Raw genomic sequence first — 18,741 nt, forward strand, 5'->3', positions numbered from 1 at the left:
TTAGGCAGCAGGGATATCACGGATGATGTCTGTCCCATCTGTTATTTCCACTTCGTAATGATCTGCATTGAGAGAAAACGCCCGGTAGTATTCCCGCTTGGCATGTTTGATGAACTTTGCCTTCGCACTGCCGTGCACTAGGTTAAGGGTGCAACCGCCAAAGCCGCCGCCCATCATTCTGGCCCCTGCCACCCCTTCAAACTCATTGGCCAGATCTACCAGGAAATCCAGTTCCCGGCAGCTCACTGCATACTCCTCGCTAAGGCCTTGGTGGGTTTGAAAAAGCAACTGCCCCAAATCTTCCATACGCCCCTCTTTCAGGCAATCCACAGCTTTGCACAAGCGCTCATTCTCCGCCAAGACAAAGCGGCAGCGCCGGTAAGCCACCTCGCCCATCTCGGCCCGCGCAGCATCAAGCTGTGCAAGGCTAACATCCCTAAGAGAAGCAACATTGGGCGCTGCTTGTTGTACCGCAGCTACCCCTTGGCGGCATTCCATCACCCGGTCCTTGTAAGCAGAATTGGCCAGCTCATGTGACACACCGGTGTTCAACAGCACCAGCTCGTATTCGCCCAGCGCTAACGGGATGTACTCATAGTGCAGGCTGCGGCAGTCCAACTTCAAGGCATGGCCGCGCCGCCCCAGCAAGCTGGCGAACTGGTCCATGATGCCTCCTGGTATGCCGATAAACTCTTGGGAAGAGCGCTGTGCGAGACGGGCCAGCTCCTGCCGGGGCTTTTGCAAGTTAAAAAGGCTGCAGATGCCCAAGGCAAACCCAGCTTCCAACGCAGCGGAAGAGCTGACGCCTGCCCCAATGGGGATATCCCCACCGAAGACCAAGTCGATGCCCTCGAGCAGAACATCTTCCTTCTGCAGCTGTTCAAGGATGCCCATTAGGTAATTGGCCCAGCCTTGGGGGCCCGGCTTCAGGTCGTCCAGAGAAAAGTGGGCTTCCTCCCCCACATCCAGCGCATGGAAGTGGCACTCATTGGTGCCATTCTCAGCCAGTGCGAAGAACAGGTTTTTGTCTATAGCTGCTGGGAGTACAAACCCTTCGTTGTAATCGGTGTGCTCCCCGATGATATTGATCCGGCCACAAGCTTTGACCAGCAGGGGCGACCCGGAAAAGTGGGCCTCGAAGGCTTGGTGGACGTCCAAAAGCGTATGCATACCTTTATTTTTGCCGCAATATAGCCAACTTGGCTCAGCCTCAGACAAGGTTTTAGCGAAAAACGGAGAGCGGATGCTTTTGGGCCGAGCAGGCAATAAAACCGGACTAGCGCTGCGGAGGGGTGGCCAGCCCGATAGGGCCGAGCGGATAGCGAGCCCCGTAGCATAGCGACCGTGCCGTCAGGCAGGGTAGGCCCCAAGTGGACATCTGGCCTGTGCCAAAATGGGCTTGTAGCGGCGTAGCCTTGGCCCGTGAAGGGATTGGTGGATAAAGCGCCTGTCTCCTGTGCTAAGAAAGGTGGGAAGCCGCGAACTCCAGCGCCCGGTGCTCCGACCAAGCTTGGGCGTTGCCTGGCCAGGAAAAACCTACATGCCCGCCTTGATGGGGGCGTTCGAGGTACAACAGGGGGTGAGACCGGCACAGGCTTACCGGGGAACAAGCCTCCGGCAGGATGGGGTCGTTCATGGCATTGACCAGCAGTGCAGGGCGGGCCGTCTCCCCCATATAGTTTTTGGCAGAGGCTTGCCGGTAAAAATCAGCGGCATCGCGGTAACCTCCGAGCGGGGCAGAAAACAGCTCATCGAACTCTCTCCAATACTGGATGTCTTTCAGTTTTTCAGCGGGGAGGCGCCCAGGGAAGCGGCGGGCCTTCTCTTTCACCTTCTCGCTCAGGCTGTTGAAAAAACGCCGCTTGTAGAAACTATTGCCCGGAAACTCTAGCGCATCTACACTGGCTTTCAGGTCACAGGGGGAAGAGAAAGCAATGCCGCCCCGGACAGGCTCCGGCACGGCTTTACCCTTAACCCCCAGGTATTTGAGCAGAATACTGCCGCCCATGCTAAAGCCTACCAATACCACACGATCGTACTGCCCTTTGCCCAGGGCATGCTCGATCACATAGCCGATGTCTTCTATATCCCCGTGGTTGTACATACGGAAGGAGCGGTTCATTTCCCCGGAGCAGCTGCGGCAGTTCCAGGCCAGCACATCCCAGCTGCTGCGGGCAAAAGCATTGGCCATCCCTTTCATATAGTGGCGGGTGCTGCTGCCCTCCAGGCCATGAGTGAGCACCACCAACTGCCGGTGCCCGGCCTGCAGCCAATCCAGGTCCAGAAAATCGCCATCGGGCAGAGTGATGCGCTCTCTGCTGTAGGGCGTCGCCACCCGGCGCAGGAGGGCAGGCAGCACGGTCTGCAGATGCCCATTGAACTGATAGCGGGGAGCACGGGTGTAGGATGAGGAAGGGAGGACAGGCATGAGCCATTATTTTTTAATGGGGAAGGTGTGGTATTCGAAGGAGGCACGCTCCGGCGACAAGCTGGCCGCGTATTGATTTTCGCCAACGATGTAGTACTGCAGCTCTTCTCCCGCGGGCGCGTTTTCCAAAATATTGGCGAACACCCCATCGGCCTGCATTTCGTCGGCATGAGCGCCATCATCCAAAAGCGGCAGCTTGCGGAAAGCGCCCGTTTTCCCATAACGGTAAAAGAGCCAGGCGGCTTCGGCCCCGGATATGCTAGCAGCCACCGCCAGGCTGCCACTGCCCAGGTCTATACATTCTACTTCCTCCACAACCGGTTGTGGCTTGGACACTAACGGGTGGGAAAGCAGGTATTCCTTGCGGGCCTCCATCAGCTCAGCGATGCCGACTATGGCGACCTTATCGGCTTTGGCCGTCTCGTATAGGTTTTTTTCAAACCCCTTGACTTCGTAAAGCCGGTTGGTATCGGCCACCACATGCTCCCGGATAAGGGACTGCAGCTTCCGCCCCTCGTGCAGGTAAGTGCTGTCCAAGAAGTTGTCCTCCACAATGGTTTTGATGTGTGCGATGTACATTTTGCGGTACAAATCGTCAGCCAACAGTTGTGTGATGAGGGGGCGTTTTTCGTTTTTTTGCTTGTAATGGATAAAAGGGCTGAGGGTCTGCATGTCTTCCAAAGTCAGCGGTTTGCCCAGCCCATCGTAACGGAACCCGCCAAAAGAGAGGTTGAGGTCCCAAATGATGGGGTGGAATACCCCGGCTTGGTCTTGGTAGAGGTAGTAATTGTGGCAAAAACGCCCGGTGTAGCTGTCGAGGTTCACCAGTACGCTGTTGAAGGCCAACATCCAGAGCGCTTCGTCTACTGCAAAGACAGAATCCAGCTTTTCGGGGCGGTTATTGAGGATGTCCGTCAGGGCGATGAGCTCAGCCCAGCCGTGGTCCGACTTCAGCTCGTATTTCCCCATATAGCAGGCCGAGTCCTGCCCCAGGTACTGCAAAGAAGCTTTATCCCCTTCCGGGCAAGAGGAAGGCGCCTCATACCCCCAGGCCGGGTCGCACTTGAAGAGCACCCCATCGTGCTCGCCAAAATATTGGTCGAGGAGCTCGTCGTCTATAGATTCGGCATTGCTGTAGAGGCCAAAGTACTCGTCATTGATGAACACTTTGACGAAATTGGCGCGGGGCGATACCATATACTTGTTGGCGATCTGATAAGACAGTGCCTCTCTCAAAAAAGAAGGGTCTCTGAAGACGTTGCTCAGCTTGAGCTTATCGTACCCCCCATCAAGTTTATGGCCCTGTTCTGTTTCGTTGACGTCGATATTGAAAGGCAGCTTTGCGTAGTCGTATTTCCTCACACTGAAGTAAGAGCTGTTGCCCTTGTAGCGTACCCCGGCCCCTTTGAAGGTTTCCCCGTCGAAGCGGACATCGGCGAGCAGGCGCTCCTCCAGCCCCGACTGCTTCATGGAGTCCAGTATATCGTCCCAATTTTCGTGGTCAAACTGAATATGCACTTCGTGCACTTTGTCCAACTTGTAAAGCGCGGGGGCCTCAGCCTGCGCGAAAGCCAGTGTTGCCGTTCCGGCGAGCAGGAAAAAGAGGCAGATACTTTTCAGCATAATCAATTGGGTTGCAATCAGGTAAATACCAAAGCCGGCACCATGAACGGCACCGGCTTTGGCAGTCTAGTCAGTAAAGCTGACGCTGTTTATTGGTTGAGCTCTTCTAGGTTGGCAGTGTGCTGTTCATACATATAACGCGTGGGGTGGAAAGCTGCTGCTTTCGCGTTTTCGGCGTAAATATAGTACTCTATTGCGGCAGCGCCTGCTGTAGGCTTAACGGTGGCACCAAAAACCCCGTCGGAAGCCTCGCCATCGTTGTGGGCGCCATCATCGTACATTTTCATGGATTTGAATGGAGCCCCGGACGTGAAGCGGTAATAGACTTGCACCTCACTGGGGAACTGCCCTACTGTAGCTTGAATTTTGAAGTCGGCCACTTTCTCAGGGGAAAACTGCTCCCTGCGGGCGACAGCAATATCAGAAATTTCAGGGGGCACTACGGCCAGCACCACCTCTTTTTTAAGGTATTCTGTGCGTGGGCTCATCAGCTCCTTCAGCCCGGGGATGCGGCTGCGCTTGCCGATGGTTTCTTCCAGGCTGTTGTCGAAATCTTCCATGGCATAATACCGGTTCTCATCAGATTCGAATGCCTCTCGGATCAGCTCTTGCAGGCTGCTGATGCGCTCTAGGTACTGGTCCTTGCGGAAAACCTCGTTCACCAGGGTACGGATGTGAGCCAGGTACATCTTTTTGTACTGTTCTTGGCTGAGCAGCTTGCTGATCAATGGCTTGGCACTATTGTTGAGGTGGAGCAGAGGGTCCATTTCCTGTAGCTCTTTGAGCTTAAGGTCGGAGCCAACTCCAGTATTTTTGTAACTGCCAAAGCAGAGGTTGAGATCGAACAGGATGGGGGTAAACTTCCCGTTTTCGTCCTTATAAAGGTAGTAGTTCTCGCTGTATCGGCCCGTGTAGGAGCTCAGGTTGACCAAAACGTTGTTGAAAGCGAGCATCCACAGGGTACGGTCTACATGCAAAACGCGCCCGATCTCCTCGGGCTTCTGGTCTAGGAGATAGGTAAGCTCGATCAAATCGTCCCACCCTGATTCAGAAAGCAGCTGAAAATTGTGGAGGTAGCACTTGGCGCTCTCATCAAACTGCAGCGAGCCGAAGACATCAGATTTGCAGCCGGCAGGCTCAGGGTCGAGCAGGTTGGGGGAACAGCGCAGGAAGGTGCCGTCCTTGTGCCCAAATGTGCGGCTCAGGAAAGCATCATCCACGGGCTCAATATTGACGAACAGCCCGTAATACTCACCGTTGACGAAAACGCGGGCGTAGTTGGCCATGGGGGCCGGCATATACTGCCGGGCGACTTCATACCCGAATACTTCCCGGACCATGCTGGGGTCGCGCAGTGCGCTGGAGAGCTTTACGGTGCTGCGCCCTTCATAGTTCTGCTCCTTGTCAATAAAATTGAGCTTAAGGTAAAGGCTGTTGCGCTTGTTGCCTGGCTGGAAAGAACGGCTTTCCCGGTAACGGACCCCAATATCGCTAAAGCGCTGCCCGTTGATCTCGACCGTGCCGAGCAGGAGACCTTCGCCATTGAACCGCAGGGAGTCGAGAGCGTAGCGCCAGTTTTCCTGTTCAAAGCTGATTTTGATCTCCTGAATGGTGCCCACATCATAGAAAGACTGCGCCCCTTCTTCCTGTGCCTGTGCCCAGGAAAAGATGCAGCTTAAGCATAAGCCCAGAAAGATCCGTGTTGTTTTTTTCATGTCAGAAAGGTATGAAGAAGTTTTTCAGGATTTAAATCTCGTGCGCGGCCAGGCTGCATCCATAGATTTTGCACACTTGCCTTTATCCGTGCTGAGCCTTGAAGCAGGTTTAATAATCATTTCGCCCGGCAAATCAGCCATCTAGGGCGCGGTCCGTTTGCTGGCCGCCGCGTTGGGCGAGCCAAACAGCAAAGGCAGCAAAACTACCAGGCTCCTAAACAATTGGTTTACAGGAGTCAGCATTTTAAACATCCGCTCAGGCTATGAAGCAATTGCCTGTCCATACGCCAGAGATTTGAAACGCTTTTCTTGTCAAGAGCCGGTGAGCGCACCTGCACAGTAAAAGTGAGGGGCAAGCGCTTGCAGGCTAAATTTCAAATATGGAATAATCTAATTTATCCCTAGTGCAATATTAAGAAATATTCTTTAGAAGGATGCCGGGGTTTTCGCCTGCTTCTTTGCCAAAAGGGCTACCCCATCAGTTCCAGCAGATGCAGGTAGATGTTGATGGCCATAATAGCCATGACAGCCAGGCCGCCCAAGCGCAGCCACCAGCCGTTCTTCTCCCGGAAGGCAGCTGCTTTTTGGGCTGAAGCCTGCTCCACCTTGATCCTGCCGGTGGCGAAAAGGTACAGGTATACACCGAAACCAAAAAAAGCGAATTCGAGCAACAAACCCAGGTACTCCATTTTCTTTTCAATTTAAGCAGCTTCAGCCGTTCAGTTCTTCAAAGAAACCGGTCTTTTTGTTTTTCCGGACGTTGTCCCATGGAAAAAACCGGCCGTTCATGACTACGTAGATGCCTGGCGTGAGCACTTGCACGAAAGCCAGGGCACTGCCCAAGTTGAAAAAGCCATCAGAAGAAGTCCCGAAAGCATAGGGGATCATAGCGCCGGTCAGGACCACCGTCTTGTCTTTTATACCAGATTGTGCGAGATAACTGGCCGTTTCCACCAAACGGTCTGTGCCGTGGGTGACCAAGATTTTATCATGCAGGGACCTGCGGCAGTTGAAAGCGATGATCTCACGGTCTTCCTCCCTCATTTCCAGGCTATCCACCATCATTAAGGTTTTTACGTCGACCTCAAGCGTAGAGCGCCCCCGCTCAAACATACTGGGCAGGTGGGTGTCCTTAAAAAAGAGCTGGCCGGTGATGTAATTGTACTCCTTATCAAAAGTACCGCCGGTAACAAAGACCTGTATCATAAAATGTAGGATAAAGTGATGCCCTTTCAGGCTGCGGCAATAATACGACAAATGAGGGCCGCCGCCAAGGGCTGTGCTGTTCAAAAATAAAGATTGGCTGCTGCCTGGCAGCTGCCTGCCTGCTTTTTGGTCGGGATTATGCCCGGTGTTCATCCAAAAAAATTGGCACAGCCTTACCTCTCGCCCATTTTGCCTGGGCAAATGCAACAACTATGCGAGTACTCCACATCGACAACCTCAGCAAGCATTATGGCCGCATCAAAGCCGTAGAACGGCTCAGCCTTGAAGTAGAAGCGGGTATGGCCTATGGCATACTCGGGCCCAATGGCAGTGGCAAAACCACTACCCTGGGCATGGTACTGGGCATTACCCGGCCTGCGTCCGGAAGTTTTGAATGGTTTGAAGGGCGCTATGGAGCCGGCCACCGCCGGCACTTGGGCGCCTTGCTGGAAACCCCCAATTTCTATCCCTACCTCAATGCGGAAAAAAACCTGAGCCTGGTGGCCCACATTAAAGGCGCCCCCACTCACAACCTGGACGAACTCCTGGAGCTGGTCAACCTCAGGCACCGCAAAACCTCCCGCTTCAGCACCTATTCCCTGGGCATGAAGCAGCGCCTGGCTATTGCAGCAGCCATGATCGGCGATCCTGAAGTCTTGATCCTAGACGAGCCGACCAACGGGCTAGACCCACAAGGCATCGCTGAAGTGAGGGAGACCATCCGCCGCATCGCTGGCACCGGCAAAACCATTATCATGGCCAGCCATATACTGGATGAGGTCGAAAAGGTCTGCTCTCATGTTGGCATCATCAAAAACGGGCAGCTGCTTGCTTCCGGCACTGTAGGCGCTATCATCAGCGACGACTATCTGGTGGAGCTTGGGGCGGAAGACCTGAGCACCCTGCACAAAGCCTTGCTCAGCCACCCGGGCATCAAAAAGGCCCCGATCGAGGAAGGGCTTATCATAGCCCACTTCGATGAAAAGCGCTCTACCGCCGAGATCAATGCCTGGGCTTTTCAGCAAGGCATCACCCTGAGCCACCTGCGCCCCATCAGAAAAAGCCTGGAGGCCGAATTCCTCGAGATCACGTCCAATTAAGCCCCAACAACTATGCTGCACCTTCTCCAACTGGAATGGAAAAAATTCAACTCGCATACGGCTTTCCGCCTGTTTATATTGTTCTATCTTTTGTTGCTGCCCTCTACCCTGCTTGTAGGCCTGCGGTTCGACGAGCTGCCGCCGCCCCTTTATTCCAATGACGTTTTCTTTATGTTCCCCACGGTTTGGGAATACCTGGGCTATATCGGCAACTGGCTTTGCTTCTTTTTCTTTGGCTTTTTATCCATCATCATCGTCACCAACGAGTACAGCTACAAAACCCTGCGGCAGAACATCATTACGGGCATGAGCCGAAAATCTTTTTTCCTGGGCAAGCTGTATTTCATTTTGGCCATCAGCCTGGCCGCCACGCTTTACTACGCCCTGTGCGGCTTCCTCATCGGCTACCTGAACACTGAGGCCATCTACTGGCACAAGGTGATGCAAAACGCAGATTACATCCCCCGCTATTTCCTGATGTGCATGGGCTACATGAGCTTTGGGCTTTTCCTAGGGTTCATGATCCGCCGTACCGGGCTTGCACTTTTTGTTTACCTCACTTATGTCATGTTTTTGGAGCTCATCCTGAGGTGGGGCGTGCACATGCAGATCATAGCGCACAGGAGCATGCACTTCTACCCTATGAATGCGGTAGAAGACCTGGTCTCGGTACCTTTTTTAGAGATGGCCGACGAGTTCATTTCCAAATACGGGTTCAGCATTTATCTACAGCCGGGCGAAGCTGCTATCACAGTCTTGGTTTACAGCAGCTTGTTCTTGTACCTGGCCTACCGTAGGGTAGCTTATTCCGATTTATAAAGGGAGCGTAAACCCCACCGATCTTTAGCCTGTGGGAGGCACGCGGCCAATGTTGTACACTTGCAATGTCGGCATAAGACATTAAAACCTCGTAAGGGCCTTGCGAGTACACGGGTGGAGCGACAGTAAGGCTTCTAACTTCTTAGGAAGCAGTAAGCAAGTTGCTGTGAAACCTGAAGCCCCTTTGTCTTTAGCAAATAGGTAGTTCACAAACAGGGCAGGATAAACTTCAGCGCAATGGCTGTAGCCCCTTGGCGCTCTTCGATATAAGCTTTGGCATGGGCAGAAGCAGCCTGCCAAGCTTGCCCATCCTCCCAAGTTTTGAATTGCTGCGAAAGGCGGTGCACATCCTCCACCACTGCCCCTCCCCCTTTTGCTACGAGGTAGCGGGCTTCTTCGAACTTCCCGTACTTTGGCCCGAACACCACCGGCAGGCCAAATGCAATGGGCTCTAAGGTGTTGTGCAGGCCGGTTTTAAACCCGCCCCCGATAAAAGCGAACCGCCCATAACGGTATAAAGCGGAGAGCATCCCAATGTTGTCGATAAGCAGTACCTGGGCTTCCTTTGCGCTTTGCCGTTTCTCGAGCTCACTGTACCGGGCGCAGCTCACGTCCAAAGCAGCCTCTATGGCCATCAGTTTGGCCGCCTCTATTTCATGCGGGGCAATGATCACCTTCCAATGCGCAGGCAGGTGAGCATTGATAAACGGCAGCAACACGGCTTCATCTTCTGGCCAGGTGCTCCCGGCCACCAAAATTGCCGACTTGCCGGCGAAAGCTTCAACCAATGGGAAAACAGGGGCCTGCTGTGCGATAGCCGCCACGCGGTCCACCCTGGTATCTCCTGCCACAGTGACCTGTTCTACCCCCGCTCCCCTCAGCAGCACTGCTGAAGCTTCAGCCTGTACCATCAGATGGGAAAAGCCTTGCAGCACGCGGAGCATCTTTTTGCCGTAAGGCCGGAAAAACACCTGCCCTGACCGGAAAAGGCCACTGACCAAAAATAAGGGCAGCCCTCTCCGCTGTACTTCCTTCAGCAGGTTGAACCAAAATTCGTACTTCACAAACACCACGACATCTGGCGCCCAGATATCCAGGAACTCCCTGGCGTTGGCGGGGGTATCAAGCGGCAGATAAACAACAAAATCGGCCCCGCCATAGCTTTTGCGCAGTTCGTAGCCAGAGGGGGAGAAAAACGTGAGCAGCACTTTTGTGCCAGGCTTTTGCTGCCTCACGGCCTCTATCACCGGGCGCCCCTGTTCAAATTCCCCCAAGCTTGCGCAGTGCACCCACAGCAAAGGGGCTTGCCCTTTAGCCGAAGACAGTTGGCGGTGTTTTGTCTTCCACCCTTTGCGGCCATCAGACCATTGCCGGGCTTTAGGGTGGAAAAAAGCGGCCAGCCAAAGGGCCCAGCCGTAGGCCCGCACTGCAGCCGTGTACATGCCCATCATTTAATAATAAATTTCTTCAGATGCACGCTCGCCCACATAAAATGGCAGTACCCAGCCTACCCGCAGCCCCACATTGAAATCTAGCCGGCTCGCAGTATCCTGAGTGCGGGTATCGAAATCAAAACTGCGGCGGCTCATAGTGAAGCCCTGGGTCAATTCCAGCCCGGCAAAAAAGTTGATGCGCTTGTTGGTGCTCAAAATCTGATACCCCACAAACTCTGTAAAAGCCAGCCCATTGGTCAGGCGGTCGTACCCTTTCTTGTACTCATCGTCAAGCTGAGGGACAAACCTGAGCGGGTCGTCCTGAATCCGGATTTTGTGCTGCAGCAGGCCTGCGCTCACGGTCACCCTCAAGCCCGAACGCGGGTTGCGTGGGCCGAGGGGGATAAGCTTGCCGACATGGGCCCCAGCATAAAACCCTCGCATGCGGAGCTGAATGTCGGCAAAAGTCCGGTCGTTGCCAATGATGAACCCTTGGTCGGTGATAAGGGCAGAAAGGGGGTTCTCCGCAACTTGATTGCCGAAAAAGTAGTTCATCTCTGCCCCTAGCAGCCAGTTGCCACGGTCTGTGATCCATTCCAATCCCGTACCGACACTGAAGTGGTTGCCAAAGCGTCTGCCCAGATCGCCACCTGGCGAATGGCCTCCATAGCTGATGTGGTAGAGCACGCCGTTGCCCCGGTTGATGTCAAACTCTCCATACTCCTGAGCAATGCCCCTTGCTGACCAGCACAATAGCAGCAGCATTGCCCCGGCCCGTATCCCATTTATAAGCTTCATCAATTTGCTTTTGCCGCAAAGTTAGTCAGAATAGGAGATTTTGCTGTGCCACCGAGGGACTCCTGCCCGACTTTTAGTAAAATTAAAACGTACAGCACCCGCTGCCTGCCAGCTTTGAACGGGCGCAAAACAGATGGCCGTTCTTTTTGAGGGGCCTGCCCCTGCCCAATGGCAGGTGCCGCTATGCTACGGGGCTCGCTGCCCGCTCGGCCCTATCGGGCGTACCCCCCTTCGCAGCGCTAGGCCAATGCCAGGCTAAAGCCCGGAAAGCATAAGCAACCGCGGCATGTCGGCTTAGGCATATTTGAACCCTACTTTAAAATTGGTTTACCCGGTAATGCAATGCGCCTTGAACAAGCTGACGGTTTTCGTTAGTTTTGCGGCGTGGCTCCAAATTTTCCAAACCCTGCTAGAAACACGACGAATTATGGCAAAGCAACCTACCATCCTCATTACCGGAGGGGCGGGCTTCATCGGCTCCCACCTGGTACGCCTCATGGTCAATAAATACCCAGGCTACCACATTGTAAACCTCGACGCCCTCACCTACGCCGGCAATTTGGAAAACCTGACCGATATTGAGGCCGCGCCCAACTATACCTTCGTCAAAGGGGACATCACCGATGCCCAACAGATGCAATCGCTTTTTGCAGAATGGAGCTTTGACGGGGTGATCCACCTGGCGGCAGAATCGCACGTGGACCGGTCCATCAGCAACCCGATGAGCTTTATCGAAACGAATATCGTGGGCACTGTCATATTGCTGAACGCCGCCCGTGCTCATTGGGGCGACTTTTCCGGCAAGCGCTTCTACCACGTCTCGACCGATGAAGTATACGGCTCCCTTGGCGAGACCGGTTTTTTTACGGAAGATACCGCCTACGACCCGCGCTCTCCGTATTCGGCATCCAAAGCCAGCTCTGACCACTTGGTACGTGCTTATCATCATACCTACGGGCTGCCTATTGTGATCTCCAACTGCTCCAACAACTATGGCCCGTATCAATTCCCGGAGAAGCTGTTGCCGCTGATGATCAACAACATCCGAAACAACAAGCCCTTGCCGGTATACGGTGATGGGCAGTATACCCGCGACTGGCTTTGGGTGGAAGACCACGCCAGCGCAATTGACCAAGTCTATCATCAAGGGCAAGACGGGCAGACCTACAATATAGGCGGCAATAACGAATGGAAGAACATCGACCTAGTGCATCAGCTGTGCGATGTCATGGACCAATTGCTCGGCCGTCCAGACGGCACCTCCCGGGAGCTGATCACTTTTGTAAAAGACCGGCCAGGCCACGACCGCCGCTACGCCATCGATGCCACTAAAATCAAGAACGAGCTTGGATGGGAGCCAGCAGTTCAGGCAGAAGAAGGGCTGCGGAAAACGGCAGCTTGGTACCTGGCCAATACGGAATGGCTGGAAAGGGTGACTTCAGGCGCTTATCAGGCCTATTACGACAAACAATACCAACCACAATAACCGCCTACGGATATGCTCGAACCCTCAGACGAACTCCGGCGGCGCTCCCGGCGTGCCTACCGGATTTTCCAGCGCGTGCGGCGTTTCTTGGGCACCACTTTCCTCGGAGGGCTGGTCGTCATACTGCCCCTTACGCTGTTCTTCTTCCTGGTGCGCCTGCTGGTCCGTTTCATGACTGGCCTGGTTGCACCGGTGAGGGTGCTGCTGCCCCTTTCGGAAGAGCTGCCCGGCTGGTTCCTCGATTTTGTGGCCTTGAGCACCGTCGTCCTTTTCTTTTTCCTGATCGGCTTGATTGCCCGCACCAGCTCGGGCAACCGCCTTTTCGCTCAGGTAGAACAGCAGTGGCTCGTCCATCTGCCTTTTTACAATGTGCTGAGGGAGACTGTGCGCCAGTTTTTTGGGCGCAAAAAAGTGCCCTTCTCACAAGTCGTGCTGGTAGATGCCTTTGGCAATGGCACGCTCATGACCGGCTTCGTGACCGATGATGAGATTGGGAATGGGTATATTACCGTTTTTGTGCCTACCGGGCCCAACCCGACCAACGGCTTCGTCTTTCACGTGCCCGAAAAGGAAGTCCGCTATATTGATGCCCGCCCGGAAGATGCTATGCGCTCCATCATCAGCGTGGGGGCCGGCTCTTCCTCTTTATTCAACCTTCCCAAACCTGCAACCGGCCCTGAGGCCGAACCGCGCCAAAGTTGACCAAATGATCGGATTACAAGTACTTTTTGAAGACAACCACCTAATTGCCGTCAACAAGCCGGCGGGCATGCTGGTGCAGGGCGATGTTACAGAAGATAAGCCCCTGAGCGAATTTGTAAAAATGTATATCGCTGACCGTTACAACAAACCAGGCGATGTGTTCTTAGGCACTATCCACCGGCTCGACCGCCCGGTGAGCGGGGTCGTCATTTACGCCCGGACGAGCAAGGCCCTCTCCCGTATGAACAAGCTATTCCAGGAAAGGGCTATTGAAAAGACCTACTGGGCCATCACAGAGCAACGCCCCGAACCGCTTAACGGCCGCCTCGTCCACTATATCGACAAAGACCGGGAGCGGAATGTGGCCCACGCTAGTTTGCGCAAGCGCAATAAGGACGCCAAGGAATCCTCCCTTGATTATGAGCTGGTTTCTGAAATTGGCAACCATCACCTGCTGAAGGTCAACCCGCATACTGGCCGCCCCCACCAAATCCGGGTGCAGCTGTCTCACATGGGCTGCCCCATCCGGGGCGATATCAAGTACGGGGCCCCTTACCCTAACCCAGATGGCAACATCCACCTGCACTGCCGGTCGATGTCCTTCGTGCATCCGGTACGGCAGGAGCCCATCACCATCACGGCCAACCCCTTGGTCAAGGATGAAGTCTGGCGCATGTTCAACAACCTCTGGGAAGATTGACCCCCTATGGAAAAGCCTGCGCCACACCGCCTTAGCTATGCTTCCCCAGACGATGGCCCGCTGAAGAAAGCCGTAATCCATGCTGTGGAGCTCGCTACCGGGCGCAAACGGCTCGAACGGTTGTACCAGGAAGTCAAAGCTGAAGCACCAGCCACAGCTGCAATCTGGAAAGCCGTTTTGGACAAGCTCAACGTGTCATTGTCTTACGACGAAGCAGCCCTTGCAGCTGTCCCTTCTTCAGGCCCCCTTGTCTTTGTCGCCAACCATCCATTCGGTGTACTCGACGGGCTCATCCTTGGCCACTTAGCCAGCCAAGTGCGGGAGGAGTTTTACGTGCTCGTCAACGAAGTGCTCACGCGGGAGCCTACGCTAAAAAGCCACCTGCTCCCAATAGATTTCCGAGAGACTAAAGCTGCTGCACGGACGAACCTGGAAACCCGTAGCAGCGCTATGGAGCGGTTAAAAGCAGGGGCTGCCATTGCCATCTTCCCAGCCGGCGGGGTCGCCACTGCCCCTCCTCAGTTTTGGCGCCCGGCCCGCGATTTCGAATGGAAACGGTTCTCCGCCAAATTGATCGCTTTTTCCCAAGCCACCGTAGTCCCCGTTTATTTCCATGGGCAGAACAGCCGATTGTTCCAGGCGGCCAGCCAAATCAGCATGAACCTTAGGCTCAGCCTACTGCTCTATGAATTGCGGAATAAAATCGGGGCTACCATCCACCTCAGTATTGGCAGCCCTATACCTTACGCTGAGCTCGCAGGCCTTGGCCGGCAGGATTTGCTCGATGAGCTGCGGCGGCGCACGGAAGAGCTCGCTCGTTCCCGATAATTTTGGTTAACTTACCGTTCTTACCTCTAAACCTCAATAATGGATAAAGCCCTGGCCACCGGGATGCTGCTATTGCATTCCATCTTTTTGTCTGCTCAATTTGCCCCTCCCTTTGACCTTTTTGACGAAGTTGGAGACGTACAATTCAGTATTGGCTCTGATGTAGACGGAGACGGCCGTACAGATGTCATTTGTGCCACTGCAAAGCGCTTATTCTGGCTGCCCAGCCAGGCAGATGGCACCTTTGGGCACCAGCGCCCGATCAGCTTTGCCGATCAGCTTTACCGGTCTCTCACTGCATTTGACATTGACGCAGATGGGGATGAAGACCTTTTATTGGCTTCCTATAATGAAGGGATTGGCATTCACTTCAATAACGGGGACGGCACCTTTGGGGCGGTAGTCATCATTTATTCACCGGGGCCCGTACTAGACCTATACCTGGCGGACCTCAATGGCGATAGCCTGCCCGATGCCCTTGTCGGCCAAGGCCAGGGTGTAGCCTGGCTTCCCGGAAACGGGGACGGCACCTTTGGGGCGCCTTCGCTGATTGCTGCCGGCCATGATGCGGCCAATAGCGTACAGGCCGAAGACCTAAATGGCGATGGCAAGCTGGACGTAGTCGTAGCGGCCCACTCCGACAACCGCCTGTCTTGGCACGAAAACCTCGGAGACGGCACCTTTGCGGACTACCAGATCATCAACGAAACCCACCTCGGCCCCAATTCATTGGACATCGGGGATTTTGACGGGGATGGCTGGCCAGATATCGTCTGCTCAAGCCGCAATGAAGATGACGGGGGCGCCGGGCTTGCCCTTTTCCGCAATTTAGGCCATGGCTCCTTCGCTGCACCCGATACCCTCTTGCCAGCCTATGGCAACTATTTTGTGCAAGCAGGCGATATGGACGGCGACGGAGACCTTGACCTCGTTTCCTGCCATAGGTACGGTGAAGTCGGCTGGTTTCAAAATGACGGCACGGGCCACTTTGGCCCAGACATCAAGCTACAGGACTATGCCGCCCATCAACGCTTTTTGGACCTGCCCGACCTCAATGGGGACGGGCTTCCGGATATCCTCTATGGCATCAACCGCCCAAACCCTCCTAAAGAAGCCCTGTTGTGGCTGGCCTCTGAAGGTGGAGGCACCTTTTCGCCCCCGGCCCTGCTCGAGCTCGGCGTTTCTCAAGTAAGCATACCTGTTGTAGCAGATATGGATCAGGATGGCCGGCCCGACGTAGTATTGGGGTCAAGCGGCAGCGATGCCCTGATTTGGGTGAGAAATGAAGGCCATGGCTACTCCCAGCCTAGGCTCATCGCCCGCCGGCACAACTATGAGCCGGCCAGCATAGCTGTTTTTGATTTCAACAACGATGGCTGGCCCGATGTGCTTGCAGGCAGTGTAGCCGACGATGCCACCAATCAAAGCATGTTTTGTGTATATCTGAACAATGCAGACGGCACCTTCGCTGCTACCCCGCCCTTCGAGAGCGGCTATTTTTATAAACGGGACCTACAGATGGCAGATATGGACGGCGATGGCGACCTCGATATGCTCTGGGCTTCGCCCGGCTTTAACGGCCAGCCCACAGGATATGTGGGGTGGGCCCGGAACAATGGCGACAGCTGGGGCAACTTCGTTTACTTGCTGGAAGAAGCCGTCGGCGTCTTGGACGTCCTCGCTGCTGACTTAAACGGGGACGGGCTGAACGACCTTGTCTTTTGCCAGGGGGAGTCCCCTGCCATAGATTACCGCCTCAACCAGGGAAATGGGAATTTTGTCAGCCTACAAACCATTGCAAACGACTTCACCACCGCCCTGTATGCACAAGCCGCTGACCTCAACGGTGATGGGCTAATGGATATCATCGCCACGGCAGACAACAGCTTCGGCGGCAATGACCAAATTGCTTGGTGGCCAGGCACAGGGGGCGGCTTTTTCGGCCCTCAGCAGCCCATCTACATTGGAGGGCCCGCCATGGAAAAATTTGCCTTGACCGATTACAACAACGACGGGGAGCTGGATATCATCACCTCCGGATACCAGGACTTCCCTATGCAATGGCTTGAAGGCCAGGGAGGTGGCAGCTTCCTTCCTCCATTGCCCATCCCCAACGCTGCCATCGCAGTACGCGGTTTTGAACTAGCCGATCTGGACAACGATGGCGATCTGGATATTGTCGGCAATGCCGAATCTCCACCTAACGGAGGCATAGACAGGGCTATCATTTCTTACAACCTGGCGAATGACGTAGGCGTATCCGGGGCCGTATTTTTTGATGAAAATGCTAATGGGCTGCGCGATACTAGCGAATACCTACTTGACCGTTTCCCTATCACGGTAGCGCCCGAAGCTTTGGCTGTTTTCTCAGACAGCGAAGGGCGTTTTTCCGTTTATGGGGCGGAAGGCACCTACAGCATTAGCCCTCAGCTAGACGACTGCTGGTCACTGACCACTATGCCCGGCAGCTATGAGATCGTTTTTGATGGGACTCCTGTAGACACCCTTCTGTTTGGCGTAAGCCCCAATACGGAAACGCCAGAAGGCAGTGTGACCCTTGCTTCCGCACCAACCCGCTGCGGCTTTACTGTGCCTTTTTGGCTCAACTTCAATAACGATGGCTGCTGGCCCTTCGATGGGCAGGCTTTCCTGGCCCTCAATGAGTTGGCAACCTATATCGATGCTTCCCCTGCCCCTTCTTCCGTATCAGGCGATACCCTGTTTTGGAGTTTCTCAGCCCTTCAGCCGGGTGAAAGCCGGTCCATCAACCTGAACATGGAAATAGCGGGGGTGGAATTCATCGGCAGTGCGCTGGACCTCCCTTCGGGGCTAGTGCCTTACAATGCGCAGGGGGAAGCCCTTCCTGCCGAGGTTTTTGCATTCACTTCCATCATCAACTGTGCTTACGACCCCAACGACAAGCTGGCCCATCCGGCCAGAGCAGAACAGCCCCCTTTTAGCCAAAATTACACCTTGTTTGACGAGCCGCTGCGCTATACCATCCGCTTCCAAAACACAGGTACAGACACTGCCTTCAACGTCGTTTTGCGCGATCAGCTTTCAGAGGAGCTCAACTGGGAGACTTTTGAGCCGGGCGCAAGCAGCCATCCCTATGAAGCTACGCTATACGATGATGGGCAAGCCGCCTTCCACTTCCGCAATATACTTTTGCCCGACAGCACAACCAATGAGCCGGGCAGCCATGGTTTTGTCCAATTTGAAATTGAGGCCCTGCCCGGGCTGGACGAGAACACCCCTATCGAAAATACTGCTGGCATTTATTTTGACTTCAACCCGCCCATTATCACCAATACCGTAACCAACTTAATGGTATCAGCGCTCCCGGACTCTACCCCTGTGGCAGCATTCGGCTATGAAGCTTTTTCGCTCCTTGTCCAATTTAACGACGCTTCTGGCCTTTCACCCGATTCTTGGTTTTGGGACTTTGGCGATGGGGGGAGCAGTACGCTACAACACCCCGAGCATACCTATGCCTCGCCCGGATCCTATGAGGTCTGCCTTACAGCTGCCAACGCTTGGGGCACTGCCCAAACCTGCCAGGAAGTAACCCTTTCTTCCACCGGCACGGTTTCTGTGGCACCTGTTGCCCTCCCGGAAGTTTTCCCCAACCCCGCAAGGGATAAGGTATGGGTGAAGTATCAGCCCTTGCCGAGCACTGCCCCCCTAAAAATCTACAATGCTTATGGGCAGCTTGTGCTCACCCTGCCCCTCCCCAGCGGGCGCTCCTCCTGGCCTACCGCAGGCTGGCCAGCTGGGCAATATTGGCTGCAAACCCCATCGGGCGAGCGTGTGCCTTTTATTATCCTGAAATGATCAGCGCCCAGCCTGTCCCCGGCGTAGGCACCGGGGACAGGCTGGCGATCAAAGCTAGAAGCGTTTTAT

The 18,741-nt window shown here is 54.7% G+C and carries 15 protein-coding genes; 7 read left to right on the forward strand and 8 right to left on the reverse strand.

Features of this window, described 5'->3' with window-relative positions; genetic code table 11:
• From galK to FRY97_RS04960, 6 genes are all read right to left on the reverse strand, one after another.
• Positions 1 to 1,170, reverse strand: coding sequence for a galactokinase (gene galK, locus FRY97_RS04935; RefSeq protein WP_147166324.1), 1,170 nt, complete (start codon positions 1,168 to 1,170; stop codon positions 1 to 3).
• 289 nt (positions 1,171 to 1,459) lie between these two features.
• On the reverse strand, positions 1,460 to 2,428 hold the full coding sequence (locus FRY97_RS04940) for a YheT family hydrolase (protein ID WP_147166325.1): 969 nt from the start codon (positions 2,426 to 2,428) through the stop codon (positions 1,460 to 1,462).
• A gap of 6 nt (positions 2,429 to 2,434) precedes the next feature.
• A complete protein-coding gene (locus FRY97_RS04945) occupies positions 2,435 to 4,051 on the reverse strand; it encodes a CotH kinase family protein (RefSeq protein ID WP_147166326.1) in 1,617 nt (538 codons plus the stop codon).
• A gap of 89 nt (positions 4,052 to 4,140) precedes the next feature.
• Positions 4,141 to 5,766 (reverse strand): CotH kinase family protein, encoded by a 1,626-nt coding sequence (locus FRY97_RS04950; protein WP_147166327.1) that lies wholly within the window; start codon positions 5,764 to 5,766, stop codon positions 4,141 to 4,143.
• Between the two features lie 470 nt (positions 5,767 to 6,236).
• Entirely contained in the window at positions 6,237 to 6,455 is a 219-nt protein-coding gene (locus FRY97_RS04955) for a hypothetical protein (RefSeq protein ID WP_147166328.1), read from the reverse strand.
• Positions 6,456 to 6,477: 22 nt separating this feature from the next.
• On the reverse strand, positions 6,478 to 6,972 hold the full coding sequence (locus FRY97_RS04960) for an asparaginase domain-containing protein (protein ID WP_147166388.1): 495 nt from the start codon (positions 6,970 to 6,972) through the stop codon (positions 6,478 to 6,480).
• Between the two features lie 212 nt (positions 6,973 to 7,184).
• Here FRY97_RS04960 and FRY97_RS04965 point away from each other — a divergent pair, with 212 nt between their 5' ends.
• Both FRY97_RS04965 and FRY97_RS04970 read left to right on the forward strand, forming a co-directional pair.
• The gene (locus tag FRY97_RS04965; RefSeq protein ID WP_147166329.1) at positions 7,185 to 8,072 is read left to right on the forward strand and encodes an ABC transporter ATP-binding protein; all 888 of its coding nucleotides are present in this window, start codon (positions 7,185 to 7,187) and stop codon (positions 8,070 to 8,072) included.
• Between the two features lie 12 nt (positions 8,073 to 8,084).
• Positions 8,085 to 8,891 (forward strand): hypothetical protein, encoded by an 807-nt coding sequence (locus FRY97_RS04970; protein ID WP_147166330.1) that lies wholly within the window; start codon positions 8,085 to 8,087, stop codon positions 8,889 to 8,891.
• A 206-nt stretch (positions 8,892 to 9,097) separates the two neighbouring features.
• Here the strand turns inward: FRY97_RS04970 and FRY97_RS04975 are convergent, their stop codons facing one another.
• Complete coding sequence (locus FRY97_RS04975) at positions 9,098 to 10,342, reverse strand: 3-deoxy-D-manno-octulosonic acid transferase (RefSeq protein WP_147166331.1); 1,245 nt, start codon at positions 10,340 to 10,342, stop codon at positions 9,098 to 9,100.
• Entirely contained in the window at positions 10,343 to 11,122 is a 780-nt protein-coding gene (locus FRY97_RS04980; protein WP_147166332.1) for a hypothetical protein, read from the reverse strand.
• Between the two features lie 427 nt (positions 11,123 to 11,549).
• Here FRY97_RS04980 and rfbB point away from each other — a divergent pair, with 427 nt between their 5' ends.
• From rfbB to FRY97_RS05005, 5 genes are read left to right on the forward strand one after another with little or no spacing between them, the layout of a single operon-like run.
• The gene (gene rfbB, locus FRY97_RS04985; RefSeq protein WP_147166333.1) at positions 11,550 to 12,608 is read left to right on the forward strand and encodes a dTDP-glucose 4,6-dehydratase; all 1,059 of its coding nucleotides are present in this window, start codon (positions 11,550 to 11,552) and stop codon (positions 12,606 to 12,608) included.
• 12 nt (positions 12,609 to 12,620) lie between these two features.
• A complete protein-coding gene (locus FRY97_RS04990; RefSeq protein ID WP_147166334.1) occupies positions 12,621 to 13,310 on the forward strand; it encodes a DUF502 domain-containing protein in 690 nt (229 codons plus the stop codon).
• Positions 13,311 to 13,314: 4 nt separating this feature from the next.
• A complete protein-coding gene (locus FRY97_RS04995) occupies positions 13,315 to 14,010 on the forward strand; it encodes an RluA family pseudouridine synthase (protein ID WP_147166335.1) in 696 nt (231 codons plus the stop codon).
• Between the two features lie 6 nt (positions 14,011 to 14,016).
• The gene (locus FRY97_RS05000) at positions 14,017 to 14,838 is read left to right on the forward strand and encodes a lysophospholipid acyltransferase family protein (RefSeq protein WP_147166336.1); all 822 of its coding nucleotides are present in this window, start codon (positions 14,017 to 14,019) and stop codon (positions 14,836 to 14,838) included.
• Positions 14,839 to 14,877: 39 nt separating this feature from the next.
• Positions 14,878 to 18,672 (forward strand): FG-GAP-like repeat-containing protein, encoded by a 3,795-nt coding sequence (locus FRY97_RS05005; RefSeq protein WP_147166337.1) that lies wholly within the window; start codon positions 14,878 to 14,880, stop codon positions 18,670 to 18,672.
• The last annotated feature ends 69 nt before the right edge of the window (positions 18,673 to 18,741 follow it).

It is taken from the genome of Phaeodactylibacter luteus (assembly GCF_007993045.1).
Lineage (GTDB): Bacteria > Bacteroidota > Bacteroidia > Chitinophagales > Saprospiraceae > Phaeodactylibacter > Phaeodactylibacter luteus.

Excerpts from the sequence above, each read along its gene's own strand:
- galK (WP_147166324.1), bottom strand. The coding sequence starts at position 1,170 with ATGCATACGCTTTTGGACGTCCACCAAGCCTTCGAGGCCCACTTTTCC.
- FRY97_RS04940 (WP_147166325.1), bottom strand. The coding sequence starts at position 2,428 with ATGCCTGTCCTCCCTTCCTCATCCTACACCCGTGCTCCCCGCTATCAG.
- FRY97_RS04945 (WP_147166326.1), bottom strand. The coding sequence starts at position 4,051 with ATGCTGAAAAGTATCTGCCTCTTTTTCCTGCTCGCCGGAACGGCAACA.
- FRY97_RS04950 (WP_147166327.1), bottom strand. The coding sequence starts at position 5,766 with ATGAAAAAAACAACACGGATCTTTCTGGGCTTATGCTTAAGCTGCATC.
- FRY97_RS04955 (WP_147166328.1), bottom strand. The coding sequence starts at position 6,455 with ATGGAGTACCTGGGTTTGTTGCTCGAATTCGCTTTTTTTGGTTTCGGT.
- FRY97_RS04960 (WP_147166388.1), bottom strand. The coding sequence starts at position 6,972 with ATGATACAGGTCTTTGTTACCGGCGGTACTTTTGATAAGGAGTACAAT.
- FRY97_RS04965 (WP_147166329.1), top strand. The coding sequence starts at position 7,185 with ATGCGAGTACTCCACATCGACAACCTCAGCAAGCATTATGGCCGCATC.
- FRY97_RS04970 (WP_147166330.1), top strand. The coding sequence starts at position 8,085 with ATGCTGCACCTTCTCCAACTGGAATGGAAAAAATTCAACTCGCATACG.
- FRY97_RS04975 (WP_147166331.1), bottom strand. The coding sequence starts at position 10,342 with ATGATGGGCATGTACACGGCTGCAGTGCGGGCCTACGGCTGGGCCCTT.
- FRY97_RS04980 (WP_147166332.1), bottom strand. The coding sequence starts at position 11,122 with ATGAAGCTTATAAATGGGATACGGGCCGGGGCAATGCTGCTGCTATTG.
- rfbB (WP_147166333.1), top strand. The coding sequence starts at position 11,550 with ATGGCAAAGCAACCTACCATCCTCATTACCGGAGGGGCGGGCTTCATC.
- FRY97_RS04990 (WP_147166334.1), top strand. The coding sequence starts at position 12,621 with ATGCTCGAACCCTCAGACGAACTCCGGCGGCGCTCCCGGCGTGCCTAC.
- FRY97_RS04995 (WP_147166335.1), top strand. The coding sequence starts at position 13,315 with ATGATCGGATTACAAGTACTTTTTGAAGACAACCACCTAATTGCCGTC.
- FRY97_RS05000 (WP_147166336.1), top strand. The coding sequence starts at position 14,017 with ATGGAAAAGCCTGCGCCACACCGCCTTAGCTATGCTTCCCCAGACGAT.
- FRY97_RS05005 (WP_147166337.1), top strand. The coding sequence starts at position 14,878 with ATGGATAAAGCCCTGGCCACCGGGATGCTGCTATTGCATTCCATCTTT.